At 73.5% G+C, this 23,210-nt stretch carries 16 protein-coding genes and 2 pseudogenes; 1 reads left to right on the top strand and 17 read right to left on the bottom strand.

Annotated elements, in window-relative coordinates; translation table 11 throughout:
• Positions 1–56: 56 nt before the first annotated feature.
• Positions 57–536, bottom strand: coding sequence for a TraR/DksA family transcriptional regulator (locus LUW75_RS18985; protein WP_250336690.1), 480 nt, complete (start codon positions 534–536; stop codon positions 57–59).
• A 1,311-nt stretch (positions 537–1,847) separates the two neighbouring features.
• Here LUW75_RS18985 and ileS point away from each other — a divergent pair.
• The gene (gene ileS / locus LUW75_RS18980; RefSeq protein WP_250336689.1) at positions 1,848–4,988 is read left to right on the top strand and encodes an isoleucine--tRNA ligase; all 3,141 of its coding nucleotides are present in this window, start codon (positions 1,848–1,850) and stop codon (positions 4,986–4,988) included.
• A 129-nt stretch (positions 4,989–5,117) separates the two neighbouring features.
• On the opposite strand, the pseudogene LUW75_RS18975 reads toward ileS, so the two are convergent.
• The 16 genes and pseudogenes from LUW75_RS18975 to rsmH all read right to left on the bottom strand — a co-directional run bounded on the left by LUW75_RS18975 (position 5,118) and on the right by rsmH (position 22,934).
• A pseudogene (locus LUW75_RS18975) lies at positions 5,118–6,181 on the bottom strand (DivIVA domain-containing protein).
• A gap of 48 nt (positions 6,182–6,229) precedes the next feature.
• Positions 6,230–6,526, bottom strand: a complete 297-nt coding sequence (locus tag LUW75_RS18970; protein WP_250336688.1) for a YggT family protein — start codon at positions 6,524–6,526, stop codon at positions 6,230–6,232.
• Positions 6,527–6,592: 66 nt separating this feature from the next.
• Entirely contained in the window at positions 6,593–7,210 is a 618-nt protein-coding gene (locus tag LUW75_RS18965; protein ID WP_250336687.1) for a cell division protein SepF, read from the bottom strand.
• A 124-nt stretch (positions 7,211–7,334) separates the two neighbouring features.
• Complete coding sequence (locus LUW75_RS18960; protein ID WP_250336686.1) at positions 7,335–8,054, bottom strand: YggS family pyridoxal phosphate-dependent enzyme; 720 nt, start codon at positions 8,052–8,054, stop codon at positions 7,335–7,337.
• Positions 8,055–8,057: 3 nt separating this feature from the next.
• A complete protein-coding gene (pgeF, locus tag LUW75_RS18955; protein ID WP_250336685.1) occupies positions 8,058–8,822 on the bottom strand; it encodes a peptidoglycan editing factor PgeF in 765 nt (254 codons plus the stop codon).
• A gap of 21 nt (positions 8,823–8,843) precedes the next feature.
• Entirely contained in the window at positions 8,844–10,067 is a 1,224-nt protein-coding gene (gene ftsZ / locus LUW75_RS18950; protein ID WP_250336684.1) for a cell division protein FtsZ, read from the bottom strand.
• Positions 10,068–10,346: 279 nt separating this feature from the next.
• Entirely contained in the window at positions 10,347–11,159 is an 813-nt protein-coding gene (locus tag LUW75_RS18945) for a cell division protein FtsQ/DivIB (protein ID WP_250336683.1), read from the bottom strand.
• A gap of 33 nt (positions 11,160–11,192) precedes the next feature.
• Positions 11,193–12,281 (bottom strand): undecaprenyldiphospho-muramoylpentapeptide beta-N-acetylglucosaminyltransferase, encoded by a 1,089-nt coding sequence (murG, locus tag LUW75_RS18940; RefSeq protein WP_250336682.1) that lies wholly within the window; start codon positions 12,279–12,281, stop codon positions 11,193–11,195.
• A gap of 6 nt (positions 12,282–12,287) precedes the next feature.
• Positions 12,288–13,808, bottom strand: a complete 1,521-nt coding sequence (gene ftsW, locus LUW75_RS18935; protein WP_250336681.1) for a putative lipid II flippase FtsW — start codon at positions 13,806–13,808, stop codon at positions 12,288–12,290.
• Between the two features lie 50 nt (positions 13,809–13,858).
• Positions 13,859–15,307, bottom strand: coding sequence for a UDP-N-acetylmuramoyl-L-alanine--D-glutamate ligase (gene murD / locus LUW75_RS18930; RefSeq protein WP_250336680.1), 1,449 nt, complete (start codon positions 15,305–15,307; stop codon positions 13,859–13,861).
• On the bottom strand, positions 15,289–16,359 hold the full coding sequence (gene mraY / locus LUW75_RS18925; RefSeq protein ID WP_250336679.1) for a phospho-N-acetylmuramoyl-pentapeptide-transferase: 1,071 nt from the start codon (positions 16,357–16,359) through the stop codon (positions 15,289–15,291). The genes murD and mraY overlap by 19 nt, the downstream gene beginning before the upstream one ends.
• Positions 16,356–17,785: pseudogene (locus LUW75_RS18920) on the bottom strand (UDP-N-acetylmuramoyl-tripeptide--D-alanyl-D-alanine ligase). The gene mraY and the pseudogene LUW75_RS18920 overlap by 4 nt, the downstream one beginning before the upstream one ends.
• Before the next feature lie 4 nt (positions 17,786–17,789).
• Positions 17,790–19,475 (bottom strand): UDP-N-acetylmuramoyl-L-alanyl-D-glutamate--2,6-diaminopimelate ligase, encoded by a 1,686-nt coding sequence (locus LUW75_RS18915; RefSeq protein ID WP_250336678.1) that lies wholly within the window; start codon positions 19,473–19,475, stop codon positions 17,790–17,792.
• 16 nt (positions 19,476–19,491) lie between these two features.
• The gene (locus tag LUW75_RS18910) at positions 19,492–21,471 is read right to left on the bottom strand and encodes a peptidoglycan D,D-transpeptidase FtsI family protein (RefSeq protein ID WP_250336677.1); all 1,980 of its coding nucleotides are present in this window, start codon (positions 21,469–21,471) and stop codon (positions 19,492–19,494) included.
• 3 nt (positions 21,472–21,474) lie between these two features.
• Complete coding sequence (gene ftsL / locus LUW75_RS18905; protein WP_250336676.1) at positions 21,475–21,948, bottom strand: cell division protein FtsL; 474 nt, start codon at positions 21,946–21,948, stop codon at positions 21,475–21,477.
• Positions 21,945–22,934: a 16S rRNA (cytosine(1402)-N(4))-methyltransferase RsmH gene (gene rsmH, locus LUW75_RS18900; protein WP_284453847.1), complete on the bottom strand. Its 990-nt coding sequence runs from the start codon at positions 22,932–22,934 to the stop codon at positions 21,945–21,947. Before rsmH ends, ftsL begins: the two co-directional genes overlap by 4 nt.
• Positions 22,935–23,210: the final 276 nt, after the last annotated feature.

Raw genomic sequence — 23,210 nt, 5'->3', positions numbered from 1 at the left:
TGAGTCCCTCAACCTAGGTGCCTGACTGGGACGAGAGTACGGCACACGCCTGCGGGTCAGCCGCGCCGCTCCTGCTTCTGCTTGTCCTCCACGCAGAGGGTGGCCCGCGGGAACGCCTGCATGCGGGCCTTGCCGATGGGCCTGCCGCAGACCTCGCACAGCCCGTACGTCCCGGCGTCCAGCCGCTGGAGGGCGTGCTCGGTCTGCTCCAGGGTCGCGCGGGCGTTCGCGGCGAGCGCCATCTCGTGCTCGCGCGTGATGTTCTTGGTGCCCGTGTCCGCCTCGTCGTGCCCGGCGCCCTCACCGGAGTCCCGCATCAGCCCGGAGAGGGCCTCCTCGGACGCGGCGAGTTCCTCCTGCAGGCGGCGGGCCTCGCCCTCCAGCCCGGCGCGGGCCTCCGCCACCTCCTCCGGCGTCCACGGTTCCTCGCCCGGCCGTACGGCGAGCCCCTGCGGCTCCGCCTCGGCGACACCGCGGGCCGTGGGCATGGCCACACCGACCGCCGCGGTCACGTCCGCCGTCTTCTTCGCTGCCACGGTCCTGGCTCCCGTCTGTTCGGTGTCCGCCGCGTCTCCGGCGGCCCTCTTCCCACCCGTATGGGCGGCCCCAGCCGCTTTACCCGCCCCGGCGCCGCCGAACACCCCGGCGGCCGTTCCCCCGCCGGTCGCGGTCGCGCCGGCCGCTCCGGGAGCAGCGGGCTCCCCGGCGGGCGGCCCCGGGGCGGCCAGCTCCTTGGGGCCGGGCTCGCCGACCAGCGGCCTCCTCCCGGCGGCCACCTCCTCCGCGCCCGCCCCCGCCGCCTCCTTCCGGGCGGGCGCCTTCCGGCCCGTCCTCCTCCCGGCGGAGGCCTCCTCCGCGCCCGCCCCCGCCGCCTTCGCCGCGGCCGCCTTCCGGGAACGCGCCTCCGTCCGGGCGGCCGCCTTCCCGGCCGCGGCTCCCTCCGGATCCGCCGCCCTCCCGGCGGCCGTCCCCCGCGGCGCGGCCTTCCGGGCGGTCCTCTCCCCCCGTGCGGGCCGCCCTCCCGGAGGGGGACCCGCCGGCGGCCCGCTTCCGGGCCGGCGCCCCGCCCGCGTCCGCGGGCGGCGGCTCCCCGGCGGCCCCCTCCCGCGGCGCCCCCTCTGCGGGCGCCGTCTTCCGCGGGGCCTTCCGCGCCGCCCGCTCCGGGGCGGGAGCGTCCTCGGACGCCGCCGCCCCGGCCGCGGTCGCCGGTGCCTTCCCACCGCCCGTGGCCCCGCCCGGTGCCGACCGCGCCGACGCCGCCCTCTCGACTGCGGTCCTCTTCGCCACCATGCCGCGGCCCCTTCACATATTGTGATCTTGCTCGCGAATCGTGCTGGGACGATAAATCGACTCCGGTCCCGCGGCAACTGGGCACGCCGCCCGTACCGGACACCCGGTACCCGACCAGTCGAGCCCGCGCGCCGTGCGCCCGGCCCGCCGGCCGCCGGGCGGACGCCCCGCTCCGGGCCGGTCGCGCCCCCGCGCCCGTTCCGCCCTCCCCGCCCCGCCGTGCCCGGACGGCGTGTCGGCCGGGGTCGGCGCGGGCCCGTACACTGGGCGCAGCGAAAGGCGTGGATGGGGACGAGTAACGTCGCACGCGGCCGTGAGCGATCCGGGGACGGTGAGAGCCCGGGGGCGAGCCCGACGTGAAGCATCACCCCGGAGCCGCCGGAAGAACGCCTTGGACGGTGGGCCCCGCCCGCGGGCACAAGGTCAGTAGAACCGGCTTCGCGACCCGAACGAGGGGGCTCCGGGCCGGTGTGCCCGGTGCCAAGGAGGGTGGTACCGCGGGAGCACGCGCTCTCGTCCCTCCGACGGAACGACGAACCTGTCCGCCGGAGGACCCGATGTCGCAGTACCGCCAGGTGCCCGCCCAGATCGACCTGCCCGCCCTCGAGCACGCCGTGCTCGACTTCTGGCGCGAGGGCAAGGTCTTCGCCAAGAGCCTCGAACGGTCCGAGGGCCGCCCCGAGTGGGTCTTCTACGAGGGCCCGCCCACGGCCAACGGGATGCCGGGCGCCCACCACATCGAGGCCCGCGTCTTCAAGGACGTCTTCCCCCGCTTCCGGACCATGCGCGGTTACCACGTGGCCCGCAAGGCGGGCTGGGACTGCCACGGCCTGCCCGTGGAGCTCGCCGTCGAGAAGGAGCTGGGCTTCTCCGGCAAGAAGGACATCGAGGCGTACGGGATCGCCGAGTTCAACGCCCGGTGCCGCGAGTCCGTGACCCGGCACACCGACGCGTTCGCCGAGCTGACGACCCGCATGGGCTACTGGGTCGACCTGGACGACGCCTACCGGACCATGGACCCCGAGTACATCGAGTCCGTGTGGTGGTCGCTGAAGCAGATCTTCGACAAGGGCCTGCTGGTCCAGGACCACCGCGTCGCCCCCTGGTGCCCCCGCTGCGGCACGGGCCTGTCGGACCACGAGCTGGCGCAGGGCTACGAGACGGTGGTCGACCCCTCCGTCTACGTCCGCTTCCCGCTGACCTCCGGCCCCCTGGCGGGCGAGGCCTCCCTGGTGGTGTGGACGACGACCCCCTGGACGCTGGTGTCCAACACGGCGGTCGCCGCCCACCCCGACGTGACGTACGTGGTGGCGACGGACGGCCGGGAGAAGCTCGTCGTCGCCCGGCCGCTGCTGGAGAAGGCCCTCGGCGAGGGCTGGGAGGCCACCGGCCCGACGTTCACGGGCGCGGAGATGGAGCGGTGGACCTACCGGCGCCCGTTCGAGCTGGTGGATTTCCCCCAGGCCGCGCACTTCGTCGTCAACGCCGGGTACGTCACCACCGAGGACGGCACGGGCCTGGTCCACCAGGCCCCCGCCTTCGGTGAGGACGACCTCAGGGTCTGCCGCGCCTACGGCCTGCCGGTCGTCAACCCGGTCCGCCCCGACGGCACCTTCGAGGAGGACGTCCCGCTCGTCGGCGGCGCGTTCTTCAAGAAGGCCGACGAGGCGCTCACCGCCGACCTCGACGCGCGCGGCCTGCTGTTCCGGCACATCGCGTACGAGCACAGCTACCCGCACTGCTGGCGCTGCCACACGGCGCTGCTGTACTACGCGCAGCCGTCCTGGTACATCCGCACCACGGCCGTCAAGGACCGGCTCCTGGAGGAGAACGAGGCGACCAACTGGTTCCCGGACTCCGTCAAGCACGGCCGCTTCGGCGACTGGCTGGACAACAACGTCGACTGGGCGCTCTCCCGCAACCGCTACTGGGGCACCCCGCTGCCGATCTGGCGCTGCGAGGAGGGCCACCTCACATGCGTCGGCTCGCGCGCGGAGCTGACCGACCTGACCGGTGCGGACCAGTCGGAACTGGACCCGCACCGCCCCTACATCGACGACGTCGCGTTCGGCTGCACCCACGAGGGCTGCGCGCTCACCGCGACCCGCGTGCCGGAGGTCATCGACGCCTGGTACGACTCGGGCTCGATGCCGTTCGCGCAGTGGGGCTACCCGTACAGGAACAAGGAGCTGTTCGAGAAGCGCTACCCGGCGCAGTTCATCTCCGAGGCCATCGACCAGACCCGCGGCTGGTTCTACACGCTGATGGCCGTCGGCACCCTCGTCTTCGACCGGTCGAGCTACGAGAACGTCGTGTGCCTGGGCCACATCCTCGCCGAGGACGGCCGCAAGATGTCCAAGCACCTGGGCAACATCCTCCAGCCGATCCCGTTGATGGACCAGCACGGCGCGGACGCGGTGCGCTGGTTCATGGCGGCCGGCGGCTCCCCGTGGGCGGCCCGCCGCGTCGGCCACGGCACCATCCAGGAGGTCGTCCGCAAGACGCTCCTCACCTACTGGAACACGGTCGCCTTCCAGGCCCTGTACGCGCGCACGGCGGGCTGGGCCCCGTCCGGCGCCGACCCGGCCCCGGCCGAGCGCGCCGTCCTGGACCGCTGGCTGCTGAGCGAGCTGCACACGCTGACCGACCGGGTGACGCAGGCGCTGGAGGCGTACGACACGCAGCGCGCCGGCAAGCTGCTCTCCGCGTTCGTGGACGACCTGTCCAACTGGTACGTGCGCCGGTCCCGGCGCCGGTTCTGGCAGGGTGACAAGGGCGCGCTGCGCACGCTCCACGAGGTCGTGGAGACCGTCACGCGCCTGATGGCCCCGCTGACCCCGTTCATCACCGAGCGGGTCTGGCAGGACCTGGTGGTGCCGGTGACGCCGGAGGCCCCCGAGTCGGTCCACCTGTCGACCTGGCCCGAGGCGGACCCGTCGGCGATCGACCCGGCGCTGTCGCAGCAGATGGCGCTCGTCCGGCGGCTGGTCGAGCTGGGACGCGCCACGCGCGCGGAGTCCGGCGTGAAGACCCGGCAGCCGCTGTCGCGGGCGCTGGTGGCCGCGCCCGGCTTCGAGTCGCTGGGCCCCGAGCTGCACGCCCAGATCACCGAGGAGCTGAACGTCTCGTCGCTGGCCTCCCTGTCCGAGGTGGGCGGTTCCCTGGTCGACACGACCGCCAAGGCCAACTTCCGGCCCCTGGGCAAGCGGTTCGGCAAGGGCGTCCAGGACGTCGCCAGGGCGATCGCCGAGGCCGACGCCGCCGCGCTGTCGCTGGCGCTGCGCGAGGGCCGGGCGACGCTGGAGGTCGGCGGCGAGACGATCACCCTCACGCCCGAGGAGGTCGTCGTCACCGAAACCCCCCGCGAGGGCTGGTCGGTGGCCTCCGACGCCGGCGCGACGGTCGCCCTCGACCTGGAGATCACCCCGGAGCTGCGCCTGGCGGGCCTGGCCCGCGACGCCATCCGGCTGATCCAGGAGGCGCGGAAGAACAGCGGCCTGGACGTCGCGGACCGCATCGCGCTGCGCTGGTCGTCGACGGACCCCGAGGTCGCGTCCGCCCTGGAGGGGCACGCCGGGCTCATCGCCGAGGAGGTCCTCGCCACGGACCTCGCGCGCGGCGAGGGGGACGGGTCGTTCGGCGAGCCGTTCACCGACGAGGCGCTGTCCCTGACCTTCCGCCTCCGCAGGACGCCGTAGTCCCGCGACCCGTGCCCCCGCACCGCCAAGCCCCGGTGCGGGGGCACGGGTCGCCGCCGCGCGGGACGGAAACGGGCCGGGCCCGGGACGTGTGTCCCGGGCCCGGCCCTCGCCGACTGCCTTCGGCTCCTAGTTGTCGTCCTCGTCGATGAGGAAACCGCGCATCGGGGACGGGGCCTGCTGCATCGGCTGCGGGGCCTGCGGCCGCACCGGCGCCATCGGCTGCGTCATGGCCGGCGACATCTGCTGCTGGCCGCCGTAGGACGGGGCGCCGCCCATCGTGGGGGCACCACCCATCGACTGGCCCCCGCCGTACGACGGGCCGCTCGCGCCGGCCGACGCCATCGACGGGGACGGCGGCAGCGACGGAGCCGCGGACGGCGTGCGCGGCGGGGCCAGCGACTCGTCGCCCTGGCTCTCCAGCTGGCGCAGCTGGCTCTCCAGGTAGGACTTGAGCCGCGTGCGGTACTCGCGCTCGAAGCCACGCAGGTCCTCGACCTTGCGCTCCAGCGTGGCGCGGGCGGACTCCAGGGAACCCATCGCGACGCGGTGCTTCTCCTGCGCGTCCCGCTCCAGCGCGTCGGCCTTGGCGCGGGCGTCCCGCTCCAGTCCCTCGGCGCGCGACCGGGCCTCACCGACGATCTTGTTGGCCTCGGAACGGGCCTCCGCGATCGCCTGGTCGGCGGTCTGCTGGGCGAGCGACAGGACGCGCGCAGCGCTGTCGCCGCCGGGCCCCTGCTGGGGCATCCCCGGACCGTGACCGCCCATGGGGCCGCCCATCGGGCCGCCCATGGGACCGCCCTGCATGGGCCCGGGGCCGTGCGGACCCTGCGGTCCGCCGTGGCTGGGACCGGCCGGCAGCTGGGGGGCACCACCGGGCAGCTGGGGGGACCCATCTGCGGGGGCTGCTGCTGGACCGGCGGGCCCGATATGGCGGCGGGCACCGGACCGCCGGGACCGACGGGGCGCTCCTGCTGCTCCGGCGGTTTGCGCATCGCCTGCTGCTGGCTCTGCGCGGCCGCGCGCGTCGCGGCGGCCAGCTTCGCGCGCAGGTCCTCGTTCTCTCGGAGCAGGCGGGTCAGCTCGGCCTCGACCTCGTCGAGAAAGGCATCGACCTCGTCCTCGTCATAGCCTTCTCGGAGACGGACGGTCGTGAACTGCTTGTTCCGCACGTCCTCGGGGGTCAGCGGCATTCTTCTTCACCTCTACGTAGTCGTCGGCAGTCGGCAGGGCCGTATCGCTCACACCCTCATCGCGAAGCTACCCGCGATGTCGAGGAGGATGTAGACGATGATCATCAGAACGAAGAAGGACAGGTCGAGTGCCACGCCTCCGAGACGCAACGGCGGGATGAACCGCTGCAGAAGCTTCAGTGGTGGATCGGTGACAGTGTAGGTGGCCTCCAGGACGACCACCATCGCCTTGCCGGGTTCCCATGAACGGGCGAACTGGAAGACGTACTGCATGACCAGTCGGAAGATCAGCAGGATCAGGAAGCACGTCAGCGCGATGTAGATCACCTGTAGTGCGATACCCATCCCGCGTTCCCTCTCCCCTGGCTCTCTGTACCGGCCTGCCGGCCGGGCCGTTCCCGGTGTCGTGTCTCAGCTCTGGTTGAAGAATCCGCCCTCTGCGATGCGGGCCTTGTCCTCCGCCGTGACATCGACGTTAGCAGGCGACAACAGGAACACCTTCTGCGTCACTCGCTCAATGCTGCCATGCAGCCCGAAGACGAGACCGGCGGCGAAGTCGACAAGTCGCTTCGCGTCCGTGTCGTCCATCTCCGTGAGGTTCATGATCACGGGAGTGCCCTCGCGGAAGTGTTCCCCGATGGTACGGGCCTCGTTGTAGGTTCGCGGGTGGAGCGTGGTGATCCGGTAGGGCTCCCGCTCGGACACGACCTTGGGCATGATCACCGGTGCGCTCTTCTCCAGGCTCGGGCGTTCAGGTGTGATGGACGCCACGGGGGCGATTCGGGCAGGTCGTCCGCTTTCAGCGGGAAGCGGAACGGGCTCGCGCTGTGCCGGGGGTTGCACTACCGGCGCGCGGACCGGCTCCTCGCGCTCCACCTGACGGGGGGGCTGGTGGTGACGCCGGTCACGCTCGGGCTCCGGTTCGAGTTCGGGCTCGAAGTCGTCGTCGGGGTCGAACCCCCGGCCGTCGTACCCATCGTCCTCCACGAGGCCGAGGTAGACCGCCATCTTGCGCATCGCGCCGGCCATTCTCCGATTCCTCCGCTCTGTGGTGGATCGGCAACGTCGGGTCGCGCCCGCGATCCACTGGGCCTGACCGCCGTTCGGCGGAAATGACCATATTTTCTACTGTGGTCCGACTTGCTTCGCGACGTTACCCGAGCCGGGGGCGGACTCCGAGTACCGCCGTACCGATGCGCACATGTGTCGCCCCGGCCGCCACCGCGTCCTCGAGGTCCGCGCTCATGCCCGCCGACACCATGTTCGCAGCAGGGCGGGTCGCACGCAGACGGGATGAGAATTCCATCAGCCGGTCGAACGCCGCGCGCTGCCGCCTCGCGTAGGGGCCGGTCAGCGGCGCGACCGTCATCAGCCCGCCGAGCCGGAGCCCGGGCGCGCCGTCGACCGCGGCGGCCAGTTCCTCGACCCCCTCGGGCGCGACGCCGCCGCGCGCGCCCCGCCCGTCCGTCCCGGCGTCGAGTGCGACCTGCACCAGGCAGTCCAGCTCCCGCCCGGCCCGCACGGCGGCGGCCGACAGCGCCGAGACCAGCTTCACCCGGTCGACCGACTGCACCACCCGGGCGTAATCGACCACGGATCGTACCTTGTTGGTCTGGAGCTGACCGACGAAGTGCCACGTCAGATCGAGATCCGCGCACGCGGCGGCCTTGGGGGCCGCGTCCTGGTCCCGGTTCTCCGCCACGTGGCGGACCCCGAGTCCGTGGAGGATCCGGACGTCGCTCGCGGGGTGGGTCTTGGTGACCACGATCAGGGTCACGTCCTCGCGCTTGCGCCCGGCCGCCGCGCAGGCGGCGCCGATACGTTCCTCCACCCGCGCGAGGTTCTCGGCGAGTTCGGTCCTGCGATCGGTCATTCCCTATCCTCCCCCCGCCTTCGGCCGGGTAGCGTCCCCGTCAAGCCAGACATATCCCGCGAGTCGCCCCGTCGTGCGGTCCCGGCGGTACGAGAAGTGGTCCTCCGACTCGCGGGTGCAGACCCCGGAGGCCCGTCTGTCCCGGACTCCCATCCGCTCCAGCTGGGCGTGGACCCCGGCGACCACGTCGACGGCCGGCGTTCCCCAGGAGGTCTCGGCCCGGGCGGCCGGCTCGACGGCGGCGATCTCGTCCCGCATGGCCGACGGGACCTCGTAACAGCGCCCGCAGACGGCGGGGCCGGTCCTGGCGACGATCCCGGACGGCTCCGCCCCGAGCGCGACCATGGCCTCGACCGCCGCCGGGACGACCCCGGCCACCATCCCCGGCCGCCCCGCGTGGACCGCGGCCACGACGCCCGCGACCGGATCGGCGAGGAGGACGGGGACGCAGTCCGCGGTCAGGACCGCGAGCGGCAGCCCCCTCCGGGCGGTGACGACGCCGTCGCCTTCCGGAACCTCCGATTCCGTCGGCCAGGGGCCGTCGACCACGTGGACGGTCCGGCCGTGCACCTGGTGCATCCAGACGACCGACTCGGGGTCCGCGCCCAGCCGCTCGGCCGCGATCCTCCGGTTCCGCCGTACGGCGGCGGGGTCGTCGCCCACGGCGCCCCCGAGGTTGAGCTCCTCGTACGGAACGGCGCTCACCCCGCCCCACCGGTCGGTGAAGGCGAAGTGGGCGCCGTCCGCGGTGTCGTGCCGCTCTATCACGTCAGGGTCACTTCGCGGCCGTCACTTCAGGAAGTCCGGGACGTCCAGCTCTTCCGCCTGGCTGTCCGCGTACGGGCGCGTCGTCGGGATCGACGGCGGCGCGACGGCCGGGAGCGGGCTCTCGACGACGGCCGGAGCGGGCTCGGCCGGGACGGCCGGGGGCTCCTCGCGCACCGGGACCGTGCCGAGACCGCCGCTCGCGGAGCGGACGGGCTCGGAGGCGCGGGGTGCCGGCGAGGCGGACTCCTCGCGCTTGGCGGTCGAGGTGCCGAGCACGTTGTCGCGCCGGGCGGGCGGCTGGCCGCCGTCGAAGCCGGCCGCGATGACCGTGACCCGCACCTCGTCGCCCAGGGCGTCGTCGATGACGGCGCCGAAGATGATGTTGGCCTCGGGGTGGGCGGCCTCGCTGACCAGCTGGGCGGCCTCGTTGATCTCGAACAGGCCGAGGTCGGAGCCGCCGGAGATGGAGAGCAGCACGCCCCGGGCGCCGTCGATGGACGCCTCCAGGAGCGGTGAGGAGATCGCCATCTCGGCGGCGGCCACGGCGCGGTCGTCGCCGCGGGCGGAGCCGATGCCCATGAGCGCCGAACCGGCCTCCGACATGACCGACTTGACGTCGGCGAAGTCGAGGTTGATCAGGCCCGGGGTGGTGATGAGGTCCGTGATGCCCTGGACGCCCGAGAGCAGCACCTGGTCGGCGGACTTGAACGCGTCCAGCACGCTGACCTGGCGGTCCGAGATGGACAGCAACCGGTCGTTGGGGATGACGATGAGGGTGTCGACCTCTTCGCGGAGCTCGGCGATGCCGTCCTCCGCCTGGTTCGCGCGGCGCCGGCCCTCGAAGGTGAAGGGGCGGGTGACCACACCGATGGTGAGCGCGCCGAGGGAGCGCGCGATGTTGGCGACGACGGGCGCGCCACCGGTTCCGGTGCCGCCGCCCTCGCCGGCGGTGACGAAGACCATGTCGGCCCCCTTGAGGACCTCCTCGATCTCCTCGCGGTGGTCCTCTGCCGCCTTGCGGCCGACTGCCGGGTTGGCCCCGGCCCCGAGGCCGCGGGTGAGTTCGCGGCCGACGTCCAGCTTGACGTCGGCGTCACTCATCAACAGCGCTTGCGCGTCCGTGTTGATGGCGATGAACTCGACGCCCTTGAGACCGACCTCGATCATTCGGTTGATGGCATTGACACCACCGCCGCCGACACCGATGACCTTGATGACTGCGAGGTAGTTCTGCGGTGCTGCCACGTCGAAGGCCTCTCGCCTCGAGTTACGTGCCGCCGCTTCGCGCTGCGTGGCGCGCCGCGACGGCGGATGCCGAAGGGACGGTCCGAATCGCCGACCCAAACCCTAACGTTGAAGTTTAGGGTTACCAGTGTGCCTGCTCCTTGCACTCTTCCGAACAGGACACTAAGTCGACAAGCGGCGCGCGTTCAACGAACACGCCGAACCTCCCGTTTTTCTTTTCACCCTATGTGATCACCCACAGCGCTGACCAACCAGGGTGCTGGCCAGCACATACGTGCGTCAACTCCGCGACGCCGCAGGGGCGCTGGGGGCGCTCACGTCGAAGTACCCCGCCTCGGGCGCCGCTTTCATCAGAGCCAGGAGCGCGCGCGTCTTCACCTCGCGCTCCTCCCCGCTCCCCCAGAACACCGTGCGGCCCCCTCTCAGCTCCAGGGTGAGGGAGTCGTACGAGCGGACGCGGACGGACCGGAGGTCGCGGCCGATCCGCTCCGGGAGCCCGGCCACCACGCCCACGGCCTCCCGGGCCAGCCGCTCCGCCCCGAAGCGGCGCAGGCTGGGCGACCGCCCGGCGGGGAGGTGGAGCAGGGGCACCCCGGCGGGGGCGGTGGCGACCGTGGCGTAGCGGACGCCCTCCGCGTCCACCTCGACGTGCTTCCCGCCCCGCCGAACCAGCAGGACGGGTCGGCGTTCGACCACTTCGAGGCCGATTTCGTGCGGCCACGAACGGACCACCTCGACCGAGTCGACCCGCGGCAGGGCGCGGCGCAGCCGCTCCCCGACGGCGTCCGTGTCGACGGAGGCGAGCGGCGAGCCGACGGGGACGGCCGCCGCGGAGCGGACCTCGGAGGGAGTCAGGACGCGGGTGCCCGAGACGGAGACGCTCTCGACCCGCAGCCACGGGGAGCCGTACAGCAGCCAGACCGCCCCGCCGGCGGACGCCGCGGCGGCGAGGGCGAGGAGCAGGATGCGGGGGCGCGGCGGGAGGCGCCGCACGCCCCCGCCGCGCCCCGGGCCGGTCCCCCGGGGGCTCCGGCCCGGCGACGCGCCCGCGGACCCCTCCGCGCCGCGCCGGGCGGTCATCGGTCCGGCCATGCTCCCTGCCCCTCCCTCAGCCCTGGCCCGCCCCTACCGGCGTGCCGCGATCGCCTCGTGGACCATGCCCACGAGCAGCTGGTCGGCGTCCCGGCGGCCGAACTCGGCCGCGGCGCGGGACATCTCGTACAGCCGGTGCGGGTCGGCGAGCACCGGCAGGACGTTGCCCTGGACCCACTCGGGGGTCAGCTCGGCGTCGTCGACCAGCAGGCCGCCGCCGGCCTTGACCACCGGCTGGGCGTTGAGCCGCTGCTCGCCGTTGCCGATGGGCAGCGGGACGTACGCGGCGGGGAGCCCGACGGCGGAGAGTTCGGCGACGGTCATCGCGCCCGCGCGGCAGAGCATCATGTCGGCCGCGGCGTACGCGAGGTCCATCCGGTCCACATACGATACGGGAACATAAGGCGGCATACCGGGCATGTTGTCGACGTGTGGCACCTCGTTCTTCGGGCCGACCGCGTGGAGGATCTGGATCCCGGACCGCTGGAGCACCGGGGCCACCTGCTGGACGACCTCGTTGAGGCGGCGGGCGCCCTGCGAGCCGCCGGAGACCAGCAGGGTGGGCAGGTTGGGGTCGAGGCCGAACGCCGCACGCGCCTCGGGGCGCACCCGGGCGCGGTCCAGGGTCGCGATGGAGTGGCGCAGCGGAATGCCGATGTACCGGGCGTTGCGCAGCTTGCTGTCGGGCGTGGCGACGGCGACCGCGGAGGCGTACCGGGAACCGATCTTGTTGGCCAGGCCGGGCCGGGCGTTGGCCTCGTGGACGACGATGGGTACGCCGAGCCGCTTGGCGGCCAGGTACCCGGGCAGCGCCACGTAGCCGCCGAAGCCGACCACGCAGTCCGCCTTGGTGCGCTCCAGGACCTGCTCGGCGGCCTTGATCGTGCCGCGCAGCCGCCCGGGAACGGTGATCAGCTCGGGGGTGGGCTTGCGCGGCAGCGGCACGGCGGGGATGAGCGCCAGCTCGTAGCCCCGCTCGGGCACCAGACGGGTCTCCAGGCCCCGCTCCGTGCCGAGGGCCGTGATCCCCACGGTCGGGTCCTGCCTGCGCAGGGCATCCGCGAGGGCGAGCGCGGGCTCGATGTGGCCGGCGGTCCCCCCGCCGGCGAGTACGACATGCACCGAAATTCACCGCTCTCCGGACGGACGCTTCTTGACGCGCCGTCGCATCGACATCCAACTCACCCCGGCCCGGCCGCCGAAACGGGGCTCCCGGCCGGCCAGGGCCGCTTTCGCGGCGGGCTCGTCACGCGCGAAGGCGATCAGCAACCCGACGGCGAACATGGTCGGCAGCAGGGCCGAGCCCCCGTAGGAGAACAGCGGGAGGGGGACACCGGCGATCGGCAGCAGGCCGAGCACCGCACCGATGTTGACCACGGCCTGGGCCGTGATCCAGGTGGTCACACCTCCCGCGGCGTACCTCACGAAGGGGTCCTCCGTGCGTCCGGCCACGCGAATACCCGCATAGCCTAGAGCCGCGAACAGGGCGAGCACCGACAGCGTCCCCGCCAGCCCCAGTTCCTCCCCGGTGATGGCGAAAATGAAGTCGGTGTGCGGTTCGGGGAGTTGGCCCCATTTTTCCACACTCGCCCCCAGGCCGGAACCGAACCATCCGCCGGACGCCAGGGCGTAGATGCCGTGGACCGCCTGCCAGCAGGCGTCCCCCGGGCCGGGGTCGGTGGCGCCCAGGCAGGCGACCCTCGCCATGCGGTTGTCGCTGCCGCGGACCAGCGCCACGCCGATGACGGCGACGACGCCGAGGACCCCCGCGAACAGCCGCGTGGGGGCGCCGGCCAGCCACAGCAGGCCGAAGAGGACGGCCGTCAGGATGATCGCCGTTCCCATGTCACCGCCCAGCATGATCAGGCCGAGCAGCAGGAAGGCCACGGGGACGATCGGCACGAGCAGGTGCTTCCACTGCGCGAGCAGCCGCTTGTCCTGCTTCCTGGCGAGCAGGTCCGCGCCCCACAGGATCAGCGCCAGCTTGCCGAACTCGCTGGGCTGGAGCTGGAAGGGGCCGCCGAGGTACAGCCAGTTCTGATTGCCGTTGACCGCGTGCCCTATGCCCGGGACCTGGACCAGGACCATCAGGAAGACCGTGATCACCAGCAACGGGTACGCCAGGGCGCGGTGCAGCCTGACCGGCATGCGGGAGGCGAGCAGGAGCAGACCGGTGCCGATGGCGGCGGCGACGAACTGCTTGCGGAAGAAGTACGTGGCCGGCAGGGACAGCTCCAGCGCCTTGATGATCGACGCCGAGTAGACCATGACGAGGCCGAGCACGGTGATCAGCATGCTGGCGCCGAGGATCACGTAGTACGCCGTGAGCGGCCGGTCCCAGGCGCGGCGCGCCCGCTCGTACAGCCCCCGCACCCCGGTGCCGCGCGGCGGCCGCACCGCGCCCCCGGCCCGCGTGCGGGCCCCGGTGCGCGGGGCGGCGGCCCCGCGGGGACCGGTCGCACGGGCGCGCGGGGCGGCCGCGGGCCGCCGCGGGGGTGCGGGCGCCCGCACTCCCGCGGGTGTCCGCGGCGCGGCGCCCGGGACCAGGTCCGCGAGGCGCCGGCCCGCGGCCGCGAGCCGTGCGGCGAGGGCGTCGGCGGCTGCCCGGGCCCGGGCGGGCGCCGGGGCCGCGGTGTCGTCGGCCGGCATGGTCGCTGTCCCCTCCAGTCGTGTCCGACGCCGCCGGACCCCGTGGCTGGTCAGGCGTCCCCGGCGGCGAGCGCGCGGACGGCGTCCGCGAACGCGTCGCCCCGCTTGTTGTAGTCGGTGAACATGTCCATCGAGGCACAGGCCGGGGCGAGGAGCACCGTGTCCCCCGGCCGGGCGAGCCGCGCCGCCTCCCGGACCGCCGCCGCCATCGCCCCAGTGTCCGTCCGGTCGAGGTCGACCACCGGCACCTGCGGGGCGTGTCGCGCGAGGGCTTCGCGGATCAGCCCGCGGTCGGCGCCGATGAGCACGGCGCCGCGCAGCCGCTTCGCCGACTCCGCGACGAGTTCCTCGAACACGGCGCCCTTGGCGAGGCCTCCGGCGATCCAGACGACCGGGTCGTAGGCGGCGAGCGACGCGTGGGCGGCGTGGGTGTTGGTGGCCTTGGAGTCGTCGACGTACGCGACCCCCGCGACCTGCGCGACGTGCGCCATGCGGTGGGCGTCGGGGCGGAAGGCGCGCAGCCCCTCCCGGACGGCCGCCGGCTCCACGCCGAAGGCGCGGGCCAGGGCCGCCGCGGCGAGCGCGTTGGCGATGTTGTGCGGGACCGGCGGGTCCACGTCGCAGACCCGCGCCAGCTCCTGGGCCTGCTTCCGCCGGTTCGGGACGAACGCGCGGTCCACCAGGAGGTCGTCGACGACGCCGAGCTGGGACGGGCCGGGCGTGCCGAGGGTGAAGCCGATCGCGCGGCAGCCCTCCTCCACGTCGGCCGCGCGGACCAGGTCCTCGGTGGCCTTTTCGGAGGCGTTGTAGACGCAGGCCACGGTGGCGCCCTCGTAGATCCGGCCCTTGTCGGCGGCGTACGCCTCCATGGAGCCGTGCCAGTCGAGGTGGTCCGGCGCCAGGTTGAGCACGGCCGCCGAGTGGGCGCGCACGCTGGGCGCCCAGTGCAGCTGGTAACTGGACAGCTCGACGGCGAGGACGTCGTACTGCTCGTCGCCGAGGACGGCGTCGAGGAGGGAGACGCCGATGTTGCCGACGGCGGCGGTCCGCAGGCCGGCCGCCTCCAGGACGGAGGCGAGCATGCGGACCGTCGTGGTCTTGCCGTTGGTGCCGGTGACGGCGAGCCACGGGGCGGGCTCCCGGCCGTCGAGGCCGCGCAGCCGCCAGGCCAGCTCGACGTCGCCCCAGACCGGGACGCCGGCGGCCCCGGCGGCGGCGAACAGCGGTTTGTCGGGGCGCCAGCCGGGGGCGGTGACGACCAGCTCGGTGCCCTCGGGGAGCGTGTCGCCGTCCCCGAGGCGGACCGTGACGTCCTCGGCCTCCAACTCGGCCGCCCGGGCGCGGGCGCGCTCGTCGGTGCCGTCGTCGACGACGGTGACGCGTGCTCCCAGGCCGCTCAGGACGCGGGCGGCGGGGACGCCGCTCACGCCCAGCCCGGCGACGGTGACCCGCCTGCCCCGCCAGTCCGCCGCGCCGGTGCTCACTTGTCGGCCGCCCATCCCGCGTAGAAGAGTCCCAGGCCCACGATGACGCACATGCCCTGGATGATCCAGAACCGCACCACGACGAGCACTTCCGACCAGCCCTTGAGCTCGAAGTGGTGTTGCAGGGGCGCCATGCGGAAGACGCGCCTGCCGGTCATCCGGAAGGAGCCGACCTGGATGATCACGGAGAGGGTGATCAGGACGAAGAGGCCGCCGAGGATCGCCAGCAACAGCTCCGTGCGGGAGCAGATGGCGAGGCCGGCGAGGGCGCCGCCGAGGGCGAGCGAACCGGTGTCGCCCATGAAGATCTTCGCGGGCGAGGTGTTCCACCACAGGAAGCCGAAGCAGGCGCCCATCAGCGCGGAGGCCACGACGGCGAGGTCGAGCGGGTCGCGCACCTCGAAGCAGGCGTTCGGGTTGGTGAGTTCCTTGGCGTTGGCGCAGGACTCCTGGAACTGCCAGAGCCCGATGAAGGTGTACGCGCCGAAGACCATCACCGACGCGCCGGTGGCCAGGCCGTCCAGACCGTCCGTCAGGTTCACGCCGTTCGACATCGCCAGGATCATGAACAGCGCCCAGACGACGAACAGCACCGGGCCGATGGTCCAGCCGAAGTCGGTGATGAACGACAGCTTGGTGGAGGCCGGGGCCAGCCCCCGCTTGTCGGAGAACTGCAGGGCGAGGACGGCGAAGGCGATGCCGACGATCAGCTGGCCGGCCATCTTGGCCTTGGCCCGCAGGCCGAGCGACCGCTGCTTGACGATCTTGATGTAGTCGTCGAGGAACCCGACGAGGCCCATGCCGGCCATCAGGAACAGCACCAGGACGCCCGAGTACGACGGGTCCTCACCGGTGATGACCTTGGCCAGGGCGTACGCGATGAGCGTGGCCAGGATGAAGGAGATGCCGCCCATGGTGGGCGTGCCCTTCTTGCTGCCGTGGGTGCGCGGGCCGTCGTCCCGGATGAACTGCCCGTACCCCTTGCGGGCCAGGAGCTTGATCAGCAGCGGCGTACCGATCAGGGTCAGGAAGAGCCCGATGGCCCCCGCGAAGAGGATCTGCCTCATCGGCCGGCGACCTCGCCCTCGGTGGTGTTCTCGAGCAGTGCCTGGGCGACCCGCTCGAGCCCGACCGACCTGGAAGCCTTCACCAGCACGACGTCACCCGGACGCAGTTCACTGCGCAACAGGTCGATCGCCGCCTGCGCGTCGGACACGTGCACCGACTCCTCACCCCACGAACCCTCGTTGTATGCGCCCAGTTGCAGCCAGGACGCTTCCCTGCCCCCGACTGCGACGAGCTTGCCGACATTGAGCCGGACGGCGAGCCGCCCGACCGCGTCGTGCTCGGCGAGCGCCTCGTCGCCGAGCTCGGCCATCAGGCCGAGCACCGCCCACGTGCGTCCCCCCTGGCCCGTGCGGCCTCGCCCATGGCCGCGAGCGCGCGCAGAGCGGCCCGCATGGACTCGGGATTCGCGTTGTAGGCGTCGTTGACGATCGTCACACCGTCCGGACGCTCGGTGACCTCCATGCGCCAGCGGGAGAGGGAGCCCGCCTCGGAGAGCGCGGCGGCGATCTCGTGCACGGGCATGCCCAGCTCATGGGCGACGGCGGCCGCGGCGAGCGCGTTCGACACGTGGTGCTCACCGTACAGGCGCATGGTCACATCGCTGCACCCGGTGGGTGTGTGGAGGCGGAAAGAAGGCCGTCCGTCCTCTGTGAGACGGACATTTTCGGCGCGTACGGACGCTTCCGGGGACTCGCCGAAGAAGACCACGCGCGCCTCGGTGCGGGACGCCATGGCCTTCACGAGCGGGTCGTCGGCGTTGAGGACGGCCACGCCGCCCTCCTCGGCGGGCGGGAGGGACTCGACGAGCTCGCCCTTCGCCTGGGCGATCCGCTCACGGCCGCCGAACTCGCCGATGTGGGCGGAGCCCACGTTGAGGACGAGGCCGATGCGGGGCGGGGTCAGCCCGGTGAGGTAGCGGATGTGGCCGACGCCGCGCGCGCCCATCTCCAGGACGAGGTGCCGGGTCTCCGCGGTGGCGCGCAGAGCGGTCACCGGAAGGCCGATCTCGTTGTTGAGGTTGCCGGCCGGCCAGACGGTGGGGCCCAGGCGTTGGAGGAGCTGCGCGACGAGGTCCTTGGTGCTGGTCTTGCCGGCCGAGCCCGTCAAGGCGACCACGGTGGTGCCGAGCCGCCCGACGACGGCGCGGGCGAGCGCGCCGAGGGCGGCGGTCACGTCGGGCACGACGACGGCGGGGACGCCGACGGGCCGGGTGGCCAGGACGGCCACCGCTCCGGCCTCGACGGCGCCGCGTGCGTGGTCGTGCCCGTCGGCGTTCTCACCGGCGAACGCGGCGAAGAGACCGCCGGGCTCGACCTGGCGGGAGTCGTAGACCACGGAACCGGTGACCCGTACCTCCGGATCCGGTATGTCGTGCGTCTGCCCGCCGACGATTTCGGCGATCTCGGTGAGGGAGAGGGCGATCACTTCTTCATCCCTGACTGTTCTGGATGGCTTCCCGCAGGACCTGGCGGTCGTCGAAGGGCCGTACCACGCCTGCGATGTCCTGGCCCTGCTCGTGGCCCTTGCCCGCGACGAGCACGGTGTCGCCCGGCCGCGCGCGGGCCACGGCGGCGGCGATCGCGGAGGCGCGGTCGGGGTCGACGAGGACGGTGCCCCGTTCGCGGGCGGGTACCCGGGCGGCGCCGGCGAGCATCGCGGAGAGGATCGCGAGGGGGTCCTCGGAGCGCGGGTTGTCGGAGGTCAGCACGGCGGTGTCGGCGAGGCGCGCCGCGGCGGCGCCCATGGGGCCCCGCTTGGTGACGTCGCGGTCGCCCCCGCAGCCGAGGACGATGTGGATCCCGCCCTCGGTGACCTTGCGCAGGGAGCGCAGCACGGACTCGACGGCGTCGGTCTTGTGGGCGTAGTCGACCACGGCGAGGTACGGCTGACCGGCGTCGACGCGCTCCAGCCGACCGGGCACGCCGGGCACGGCGGCGACGCCGTCGGCGGCCGTCCGCGGGTCGACGCCGGCGACGGCGAGGGCGACGACGGCGGCGAGGGCGTTGGCGACGTTGAACGGACCCGGCAGCGGCGCCCGGGCGTCGATCCGCTCGCCCCCGGGGCCGACGATGGTGAACGTGCTGCCGAGGGGGCCGCTGCGGACGTCCTCGGCACGCCAGTCGGCGTCCGGGTCGCCGTCGGCGGAGAAGGTGACGACGGGCACGGTCGCCTCGGCGGCCAGTCTCCTGCCGTACTCGTCGTCGTGGTTGACGACCCCCCGGCGGGAGCGGCGCGGGGTGAACAGCTGCGCCTTGGCCCGGAAGTAGTCCTCCATGCCGGAGTGGAACTCCATGTGCTCCGGGCTGAGGTTGCTGAAGACGGCGACGTCGAAGACGCAGCCGTCGACCCGGCCGAGCACGAGGGCGTGGCTGGACACCTCCATGGCGACCGCCTCCACGCCGCGCTCCCGCATGACGGCGAGCAGGGCCTGGAGGTCGGTGGCCTCGGGGGTGGTCCGCTCGGACCTGACGCGCTCGTCGCCGATGCGCGTCTCGACGGTGCCGATCAGCCCGGGGGTGCGCCCGGCGGCCCTGAGGCCGCCTTCGACGAGGTACGCGGTGGTGGTCTTGCCGGACGTGCCGGTGATCCCGATGGTGAGGAGGCCGGAGCCGGGACGGCCGTAGATCTCGGCGGCGAGTTCGCCCATCCGGCCGCGCGGGTCGTCGGCCACCAGGACGGGCAGGCCGGTCGCCGCGGCGCGGTCGGCTCCCGCAGGGTCGGTGAGGATCGCGGCGGCGCCGAGGCCGGCGGCCTGGGCGGCGAAGTCGGCGCCGTGCAGCCGGGCGCCCGGCAGCGCGGCGTACACGTCCCCGGGGCGTACCGCCCGGGAGTCGTGGGTGATGCCGGTGACCCGTCCCTCGAACGGCCGGTCCGGCCCGTGCGGAGCGGGTGCGGCCAGCCGGGCGGCCAGTTCGCCGAGGGGCGTGGGGCGGACCCGGGCCGGGCGGGGCGCCCCCGGCTGTTTCGCGGGGACGTCCTGGTCGGTGGTTCGGGGCTGATCAGGGTGGGGCACGGCGGTGAGCGTACCGGGCGCACCCGTGATCGGGCTAAATGAGGCCGCCGGTTCGCGGCCGCCGCCGGATCGGTTCCCGTCGTCTGGCGTGATCGTCGTCACTGGGGCTCCCCTCGGCTCAGCTGCCGGGCGTGAAGGTGACCGGCATGCGCGGGGGCCGTGCTCCGGTCGGCGCGATGTGCAGGGTCTTCAGGGCGAACTCCATGACCTTCTTGTGGACCGGGCCGCAGATCTGGCCGCCGAAGTAGCTGCCCCGGGTGGGGTTCTGGATGGCGCAGTAGACGGTGATCCGGGGGTCGTCGGCGGGTGCGAACCCGGCGAAGGAGGCGGTGTACCCCTTGTAGCGGCCGAGTCGCGGGTCGACCCGGTTGGCGGTGCCGGTCTTGCCGGCGACGCGGTAGCCGGGGATGGCGGCCCTGGTGCCGGTGCCCTCCCGGTCGTCGACGACCGATTCCAGCATGGCGGCGAGGGTTTCGGCGGTCTTCTCGCTCACGACACGCGTCCTGTCCGGCGCGGGGGCGGGGGCGAAGCGGCCGTCGGGGCCCCGGGTGCCGCGGACCAGGGTGGGTGCGACGCGGACGCCGCCGTTGCCGATGGTCGAGTAGACGGAGGCGGCCTGCACGGCGTTGACGGACAGTCCCTGGCCGAAGGGGATCGTGTACTGCTGGGAGGTGTTCCAGCTCCGCGGGTGGGCGAGGATGCCAGAGGTCTCGCCCGGGTAGCCGAGGCCGGTGGGGCTGCCGATGCCGAACTTGCGCAGGTACGCGTGGAGGACCCGGTTGGCCTCCGCCTGGTTCCGGCCGAGCTGGCCGGTGGCGAGGATGGTGCCGATGTTGGACGACTTGGCGAGGACGCCGTTGAGCGTCAGGTACCAGGTGGGGTGGTCGACGTCGTCCTTGAAGAGGCGGTCGCCGCGGTGCAGCCGGTTGGGGACGACGACGTGGGTGGAGGGCGTGGCGACGCCCTCCTCCAGTACGGCCGCCATCGACATCACCTTGGCGGTGGAGCCGGGTTCGAAGGCGTCCTGGAGGGCGGCGTTCCCCATGGCGGCGGAATCGGCCCGCGACAGGTCGTTGGGGTCGAACCCGGGGGCGTTGGCCATGGCGAGGATCTCGCCGGTCCGGACGTTCTGGACGACGACGTAGCCGCGGTCGGCGCGGGAGGCGGCGACCTGCTCGGCGATGGCCTTCTGGGCGGCCCACTGGATGTCGCGGTCGATGGTCAGCTCGATGTCGGAGCCGGGTACGGCGGGCGTCTCGCGGGCGCCGGCGGTGGGCACCCGGCGGCCGCCGGAGTGGGCGTAGGTGATGCTGCCGTCCCGGCCGGCGAGTTCCCGGTCGAGCATCGCCTCGAGGCCGCCGGCACCGCGGCCCTCGGTGTTGACGTAGCCGAGTATCCCCGCGCCGAGGGAACCGTTCGGGTAGACGCGCCTGCTGCTCTTCTCGCTCAGCACGCCGGCCAGGACGCTGACGCCGGGGCCGCCTCCGGCCGCGTCCTCGCGGGCCTTCTTCGCGAGGAGCCTTTTGAGGCCCCTGATCTGGTTCCAGACCTGCGGGGTCTGCTTGCGGGCGAGGACGGCGTAGCGCGGGGACGGCGGTGCCTTGAGGGTGCGGACCAGCTCGTCCGGGTCCTTGCCGAGGATCGGGGCGAGGAGGGCGGCCGCCTGCTCGGGCGCGTCGGGGACCTTGCTCTCCTGCGGGGTGAACATCTTCGGGTCGGCGGTGATGTCGTACGCGTCGACGCTGGTGGCCAGCGCGATGCCGGAGCGGTCGGTGATCTCGCCGCGCTCGGCGGCCAGCTTGTGGCTCAGGTAGCGGTTCTTCTCGGCCTTGGCGGCGTAGGCGGCGGCGTCGACGGCCTGGACCTGGAGGAGCCGTACGACGAACGCCAGCATGACGAGGGTCAGGCCGAGGCTGACCAGGCGGAGGCGGGGGCGCGGGTTGCCGAGGCGGAGCGGGCGCGCGGACCGGGGCGGGGCCTGCCCCGGGCGGGGCGCGGGGCGCGGGCGGCCGGCGCGGTCCGCACGGGCGGCGCCCGGGGTGCGCCGGGCGCCGGAGGGCCGGGGGGCGCGGCGGTGCGGAGGTTCCTGGGAGGGCACTGCTCACCTGCCGGGGGTCGTCGGGACGGGGGCCGGGGCCGCGGGGGCGCGGGGCACGGGGGCGGACGCGAGCTGCGGTGACGGGTCCGCGCCGGGGAGGGCGCCGGGTGCGGCGGGGGCCGGGCCGGGGAGGCCGCGGACCGTGCCGTCCGGTTCCAGGAAGGCGGGGGCGCCGCCGGGCACCATGCCCAGCTCGCGGGCCCGCCGCTCCAGCGCGTCGGGGGCGGAGCGGGTGTCGACCTCCCGCTGGAGGGCCTGCTCCTGGTCGGTGAGCTCGGTGGTCCTCCGTTTCAGCTCGGCCAGCTTGAAGGACCCCTGGCTCAGGGAGGTGTTGAGGAGCAGGAGCCCGATGAGTCCGCCGCCGAGGAGGACCACGACGAGCAGGACGAAGGGGGTGCGGGCGGCGGTGCCCGGCCCGGACGGCACGAACCGGGCGAGCCGGGCCGCGCGCCCCTTCGGAGGCCCCGCCTTCGTCACGCGTCCTCCCTGATCCGTTCCGCGCCGCGCAGCCGGGCCGGCGCGGCCCTGCGGTTCTCGGCGACCTCCTCCTCGGTGGGGAGTTCGGCGCCGCGGGTCAGGAGCTTGAGTCGCGGCTGGTACCGCTCGGGGACCACGGGCAGACCGGGCGGTGCCGTGGTGGCGGCGCCCGCGGCGAACACCTGTTTGACCAGGCGGTCCTCCAGCGAGTGGTACGACAGGACGGCGATCCGCCCGCCGACCGCGAGGGCCCGCACGGCGGCCGGGATCGCCCGCTCCAGTACGGCCAGCTCGCCGTTGACCTCGATGCGCAGGGCCTGGAAGGTCCGTTTGGCCGGGTTGCCGCCGGTGCGCTTGGCGGCCTGCGGCAGGGCGTCGCGGATCAGCTCGACCAGGCGGGCGCTGCGGGTGAACGGCTCCTTCTCCCGCTCCCGCACGATGGCGGCGACGATCCGCTTGGCCTGCTTCTCCTCGCCGTAGGCGCGCAGGACGCGGACCAGTTCGCCGGGCGGGTACGTGTTGAGGACCTCGGCGGCGCTGACGCCCGCCGTCTGGTCCATGCGCATGTCGAGCGGGGCGTCCTGGGCGTAGGCGAAGCCGCGGTCGGCCTCGTCGAGCTGCATGGAGGAGACACCGAGGTCGAACAGGACGCCCTGGACGCGCGGGACGCCGAGCCGTTCGAGGACGTCGGGGAGCTCGTCGTAGACGGCGTGGACGAGCGCGGCGCGGTCGCCGAAGCGGGCGAGGCGCTCACCGGAGAGGCGCAGCGCCTCGGTGTCGCGGTCGAGGGCGACGAGCCGCGCCCCGGGGAACCGGCCGAGCAGTGCCTCGCTGTGGCCGCCGAGGCCGAGGGTGCAGTCGACGACGACCGCCCCGGGCCGCTCCAGCGCGGGAGCGAGCAGGTCCAGGCACCGTCGGAGCATCACGGGGACGTGCCGGGTGTTCCCGCCCGGCCGTTCGCCGCCGTCCTTGTCGGGGAGTTCCACCGGCTCCGGGCCGGCGGCACCCCCATCGCGCCCTCTCATCTGCCCTCTCAGGTCCCGCGCGGCGTACGTACCACCGGGCCACCGGCGCCGGAGGGGGCGTCGGCCGACCGGCGGGCGGAGGGGCCGAGCCGTACATGTCACCGCGCACGCGGAGGAGAAACTGCGGAAATCGCTCGGAATTCGCTCAATGTCTCCGTGAACTCCGCGCCACTCTAGTCCACTCCCCGGCGCGGTCAATCAACCGGTCAGCGCGTCGCCCGGGGTCCGGACGAGGAG

The organism is Streptomyces sp. MRC013 (assembly GCF_023614235.1).
Lineage (GTDB): Bacteria > Actinomycetota > Actinomycetes > Streptomycetales > Streptomycetaceae > Streptomyces.
The sequence above is the reverse complement of the archived record's forward strand: the minus strand, read 5'-3'. Positions and strand labels throughout refer to the sequence as shown.

Bases quoted from the DNA above. Each gene is read 5' to 3' on its own strand.
- ileS (WP_250336689.1), top strand. From the start codon at position 1,848: ATGTCGCAGTACCGCCAGGTGCCCGCCCAGATCGACCTGCCCGCCCTC.
- LUW75_RS18970 (WP_250336688.1), bottom strand. From the start codon at position 6,526: ATGGGTATCGCACTACAGGTGATCTACATCGCGCTGACGTGCTTCCTG.
- LUW75_RS18965 (WP_250336687.1), bottom strand. From the start codon at position 7,210: ATGGCCGGCGCGATGCGCAAGATGGCGGTCTACCTCGGCCTCGTGGAG.
- LUW75_RS18960 (WP_250336686.1), bottom strand. From the start codon at position 8,054: ATGACCGATCGCAGGACCGAACTCGCCGAGAACCTCGCGCGGGTGGAG.
- LUW75_RS18945 (WP_250336683.1), bottom strand. From the start codon at position 11,159: ATGGCCGGACCGATGACCGCCCGGCGCGGCGCGGAGGGGTCCGCGGGC.
- ftsW (WP_250336681.1), bottom strand. From the start codon at position 13,808: ATGCCGGCCGACGACACCGCGGCCCCGGCGCCCGCCCGGGCCCGGGCA.
- murD (WP_250336680.1), bottom strand. From the start codon at position 15,307: ATGGGCGGCCGACAAGTGAGCACCGGCGCGGCGGACTGGCGGGGCAGG.
- mraY (WP_250336679.1), bottom strand. From the start codon at position 16,359: ATGAGGCAGATCCTCTTCGCGGGGGCCATCGGGCTCTTCCTGACCCTG.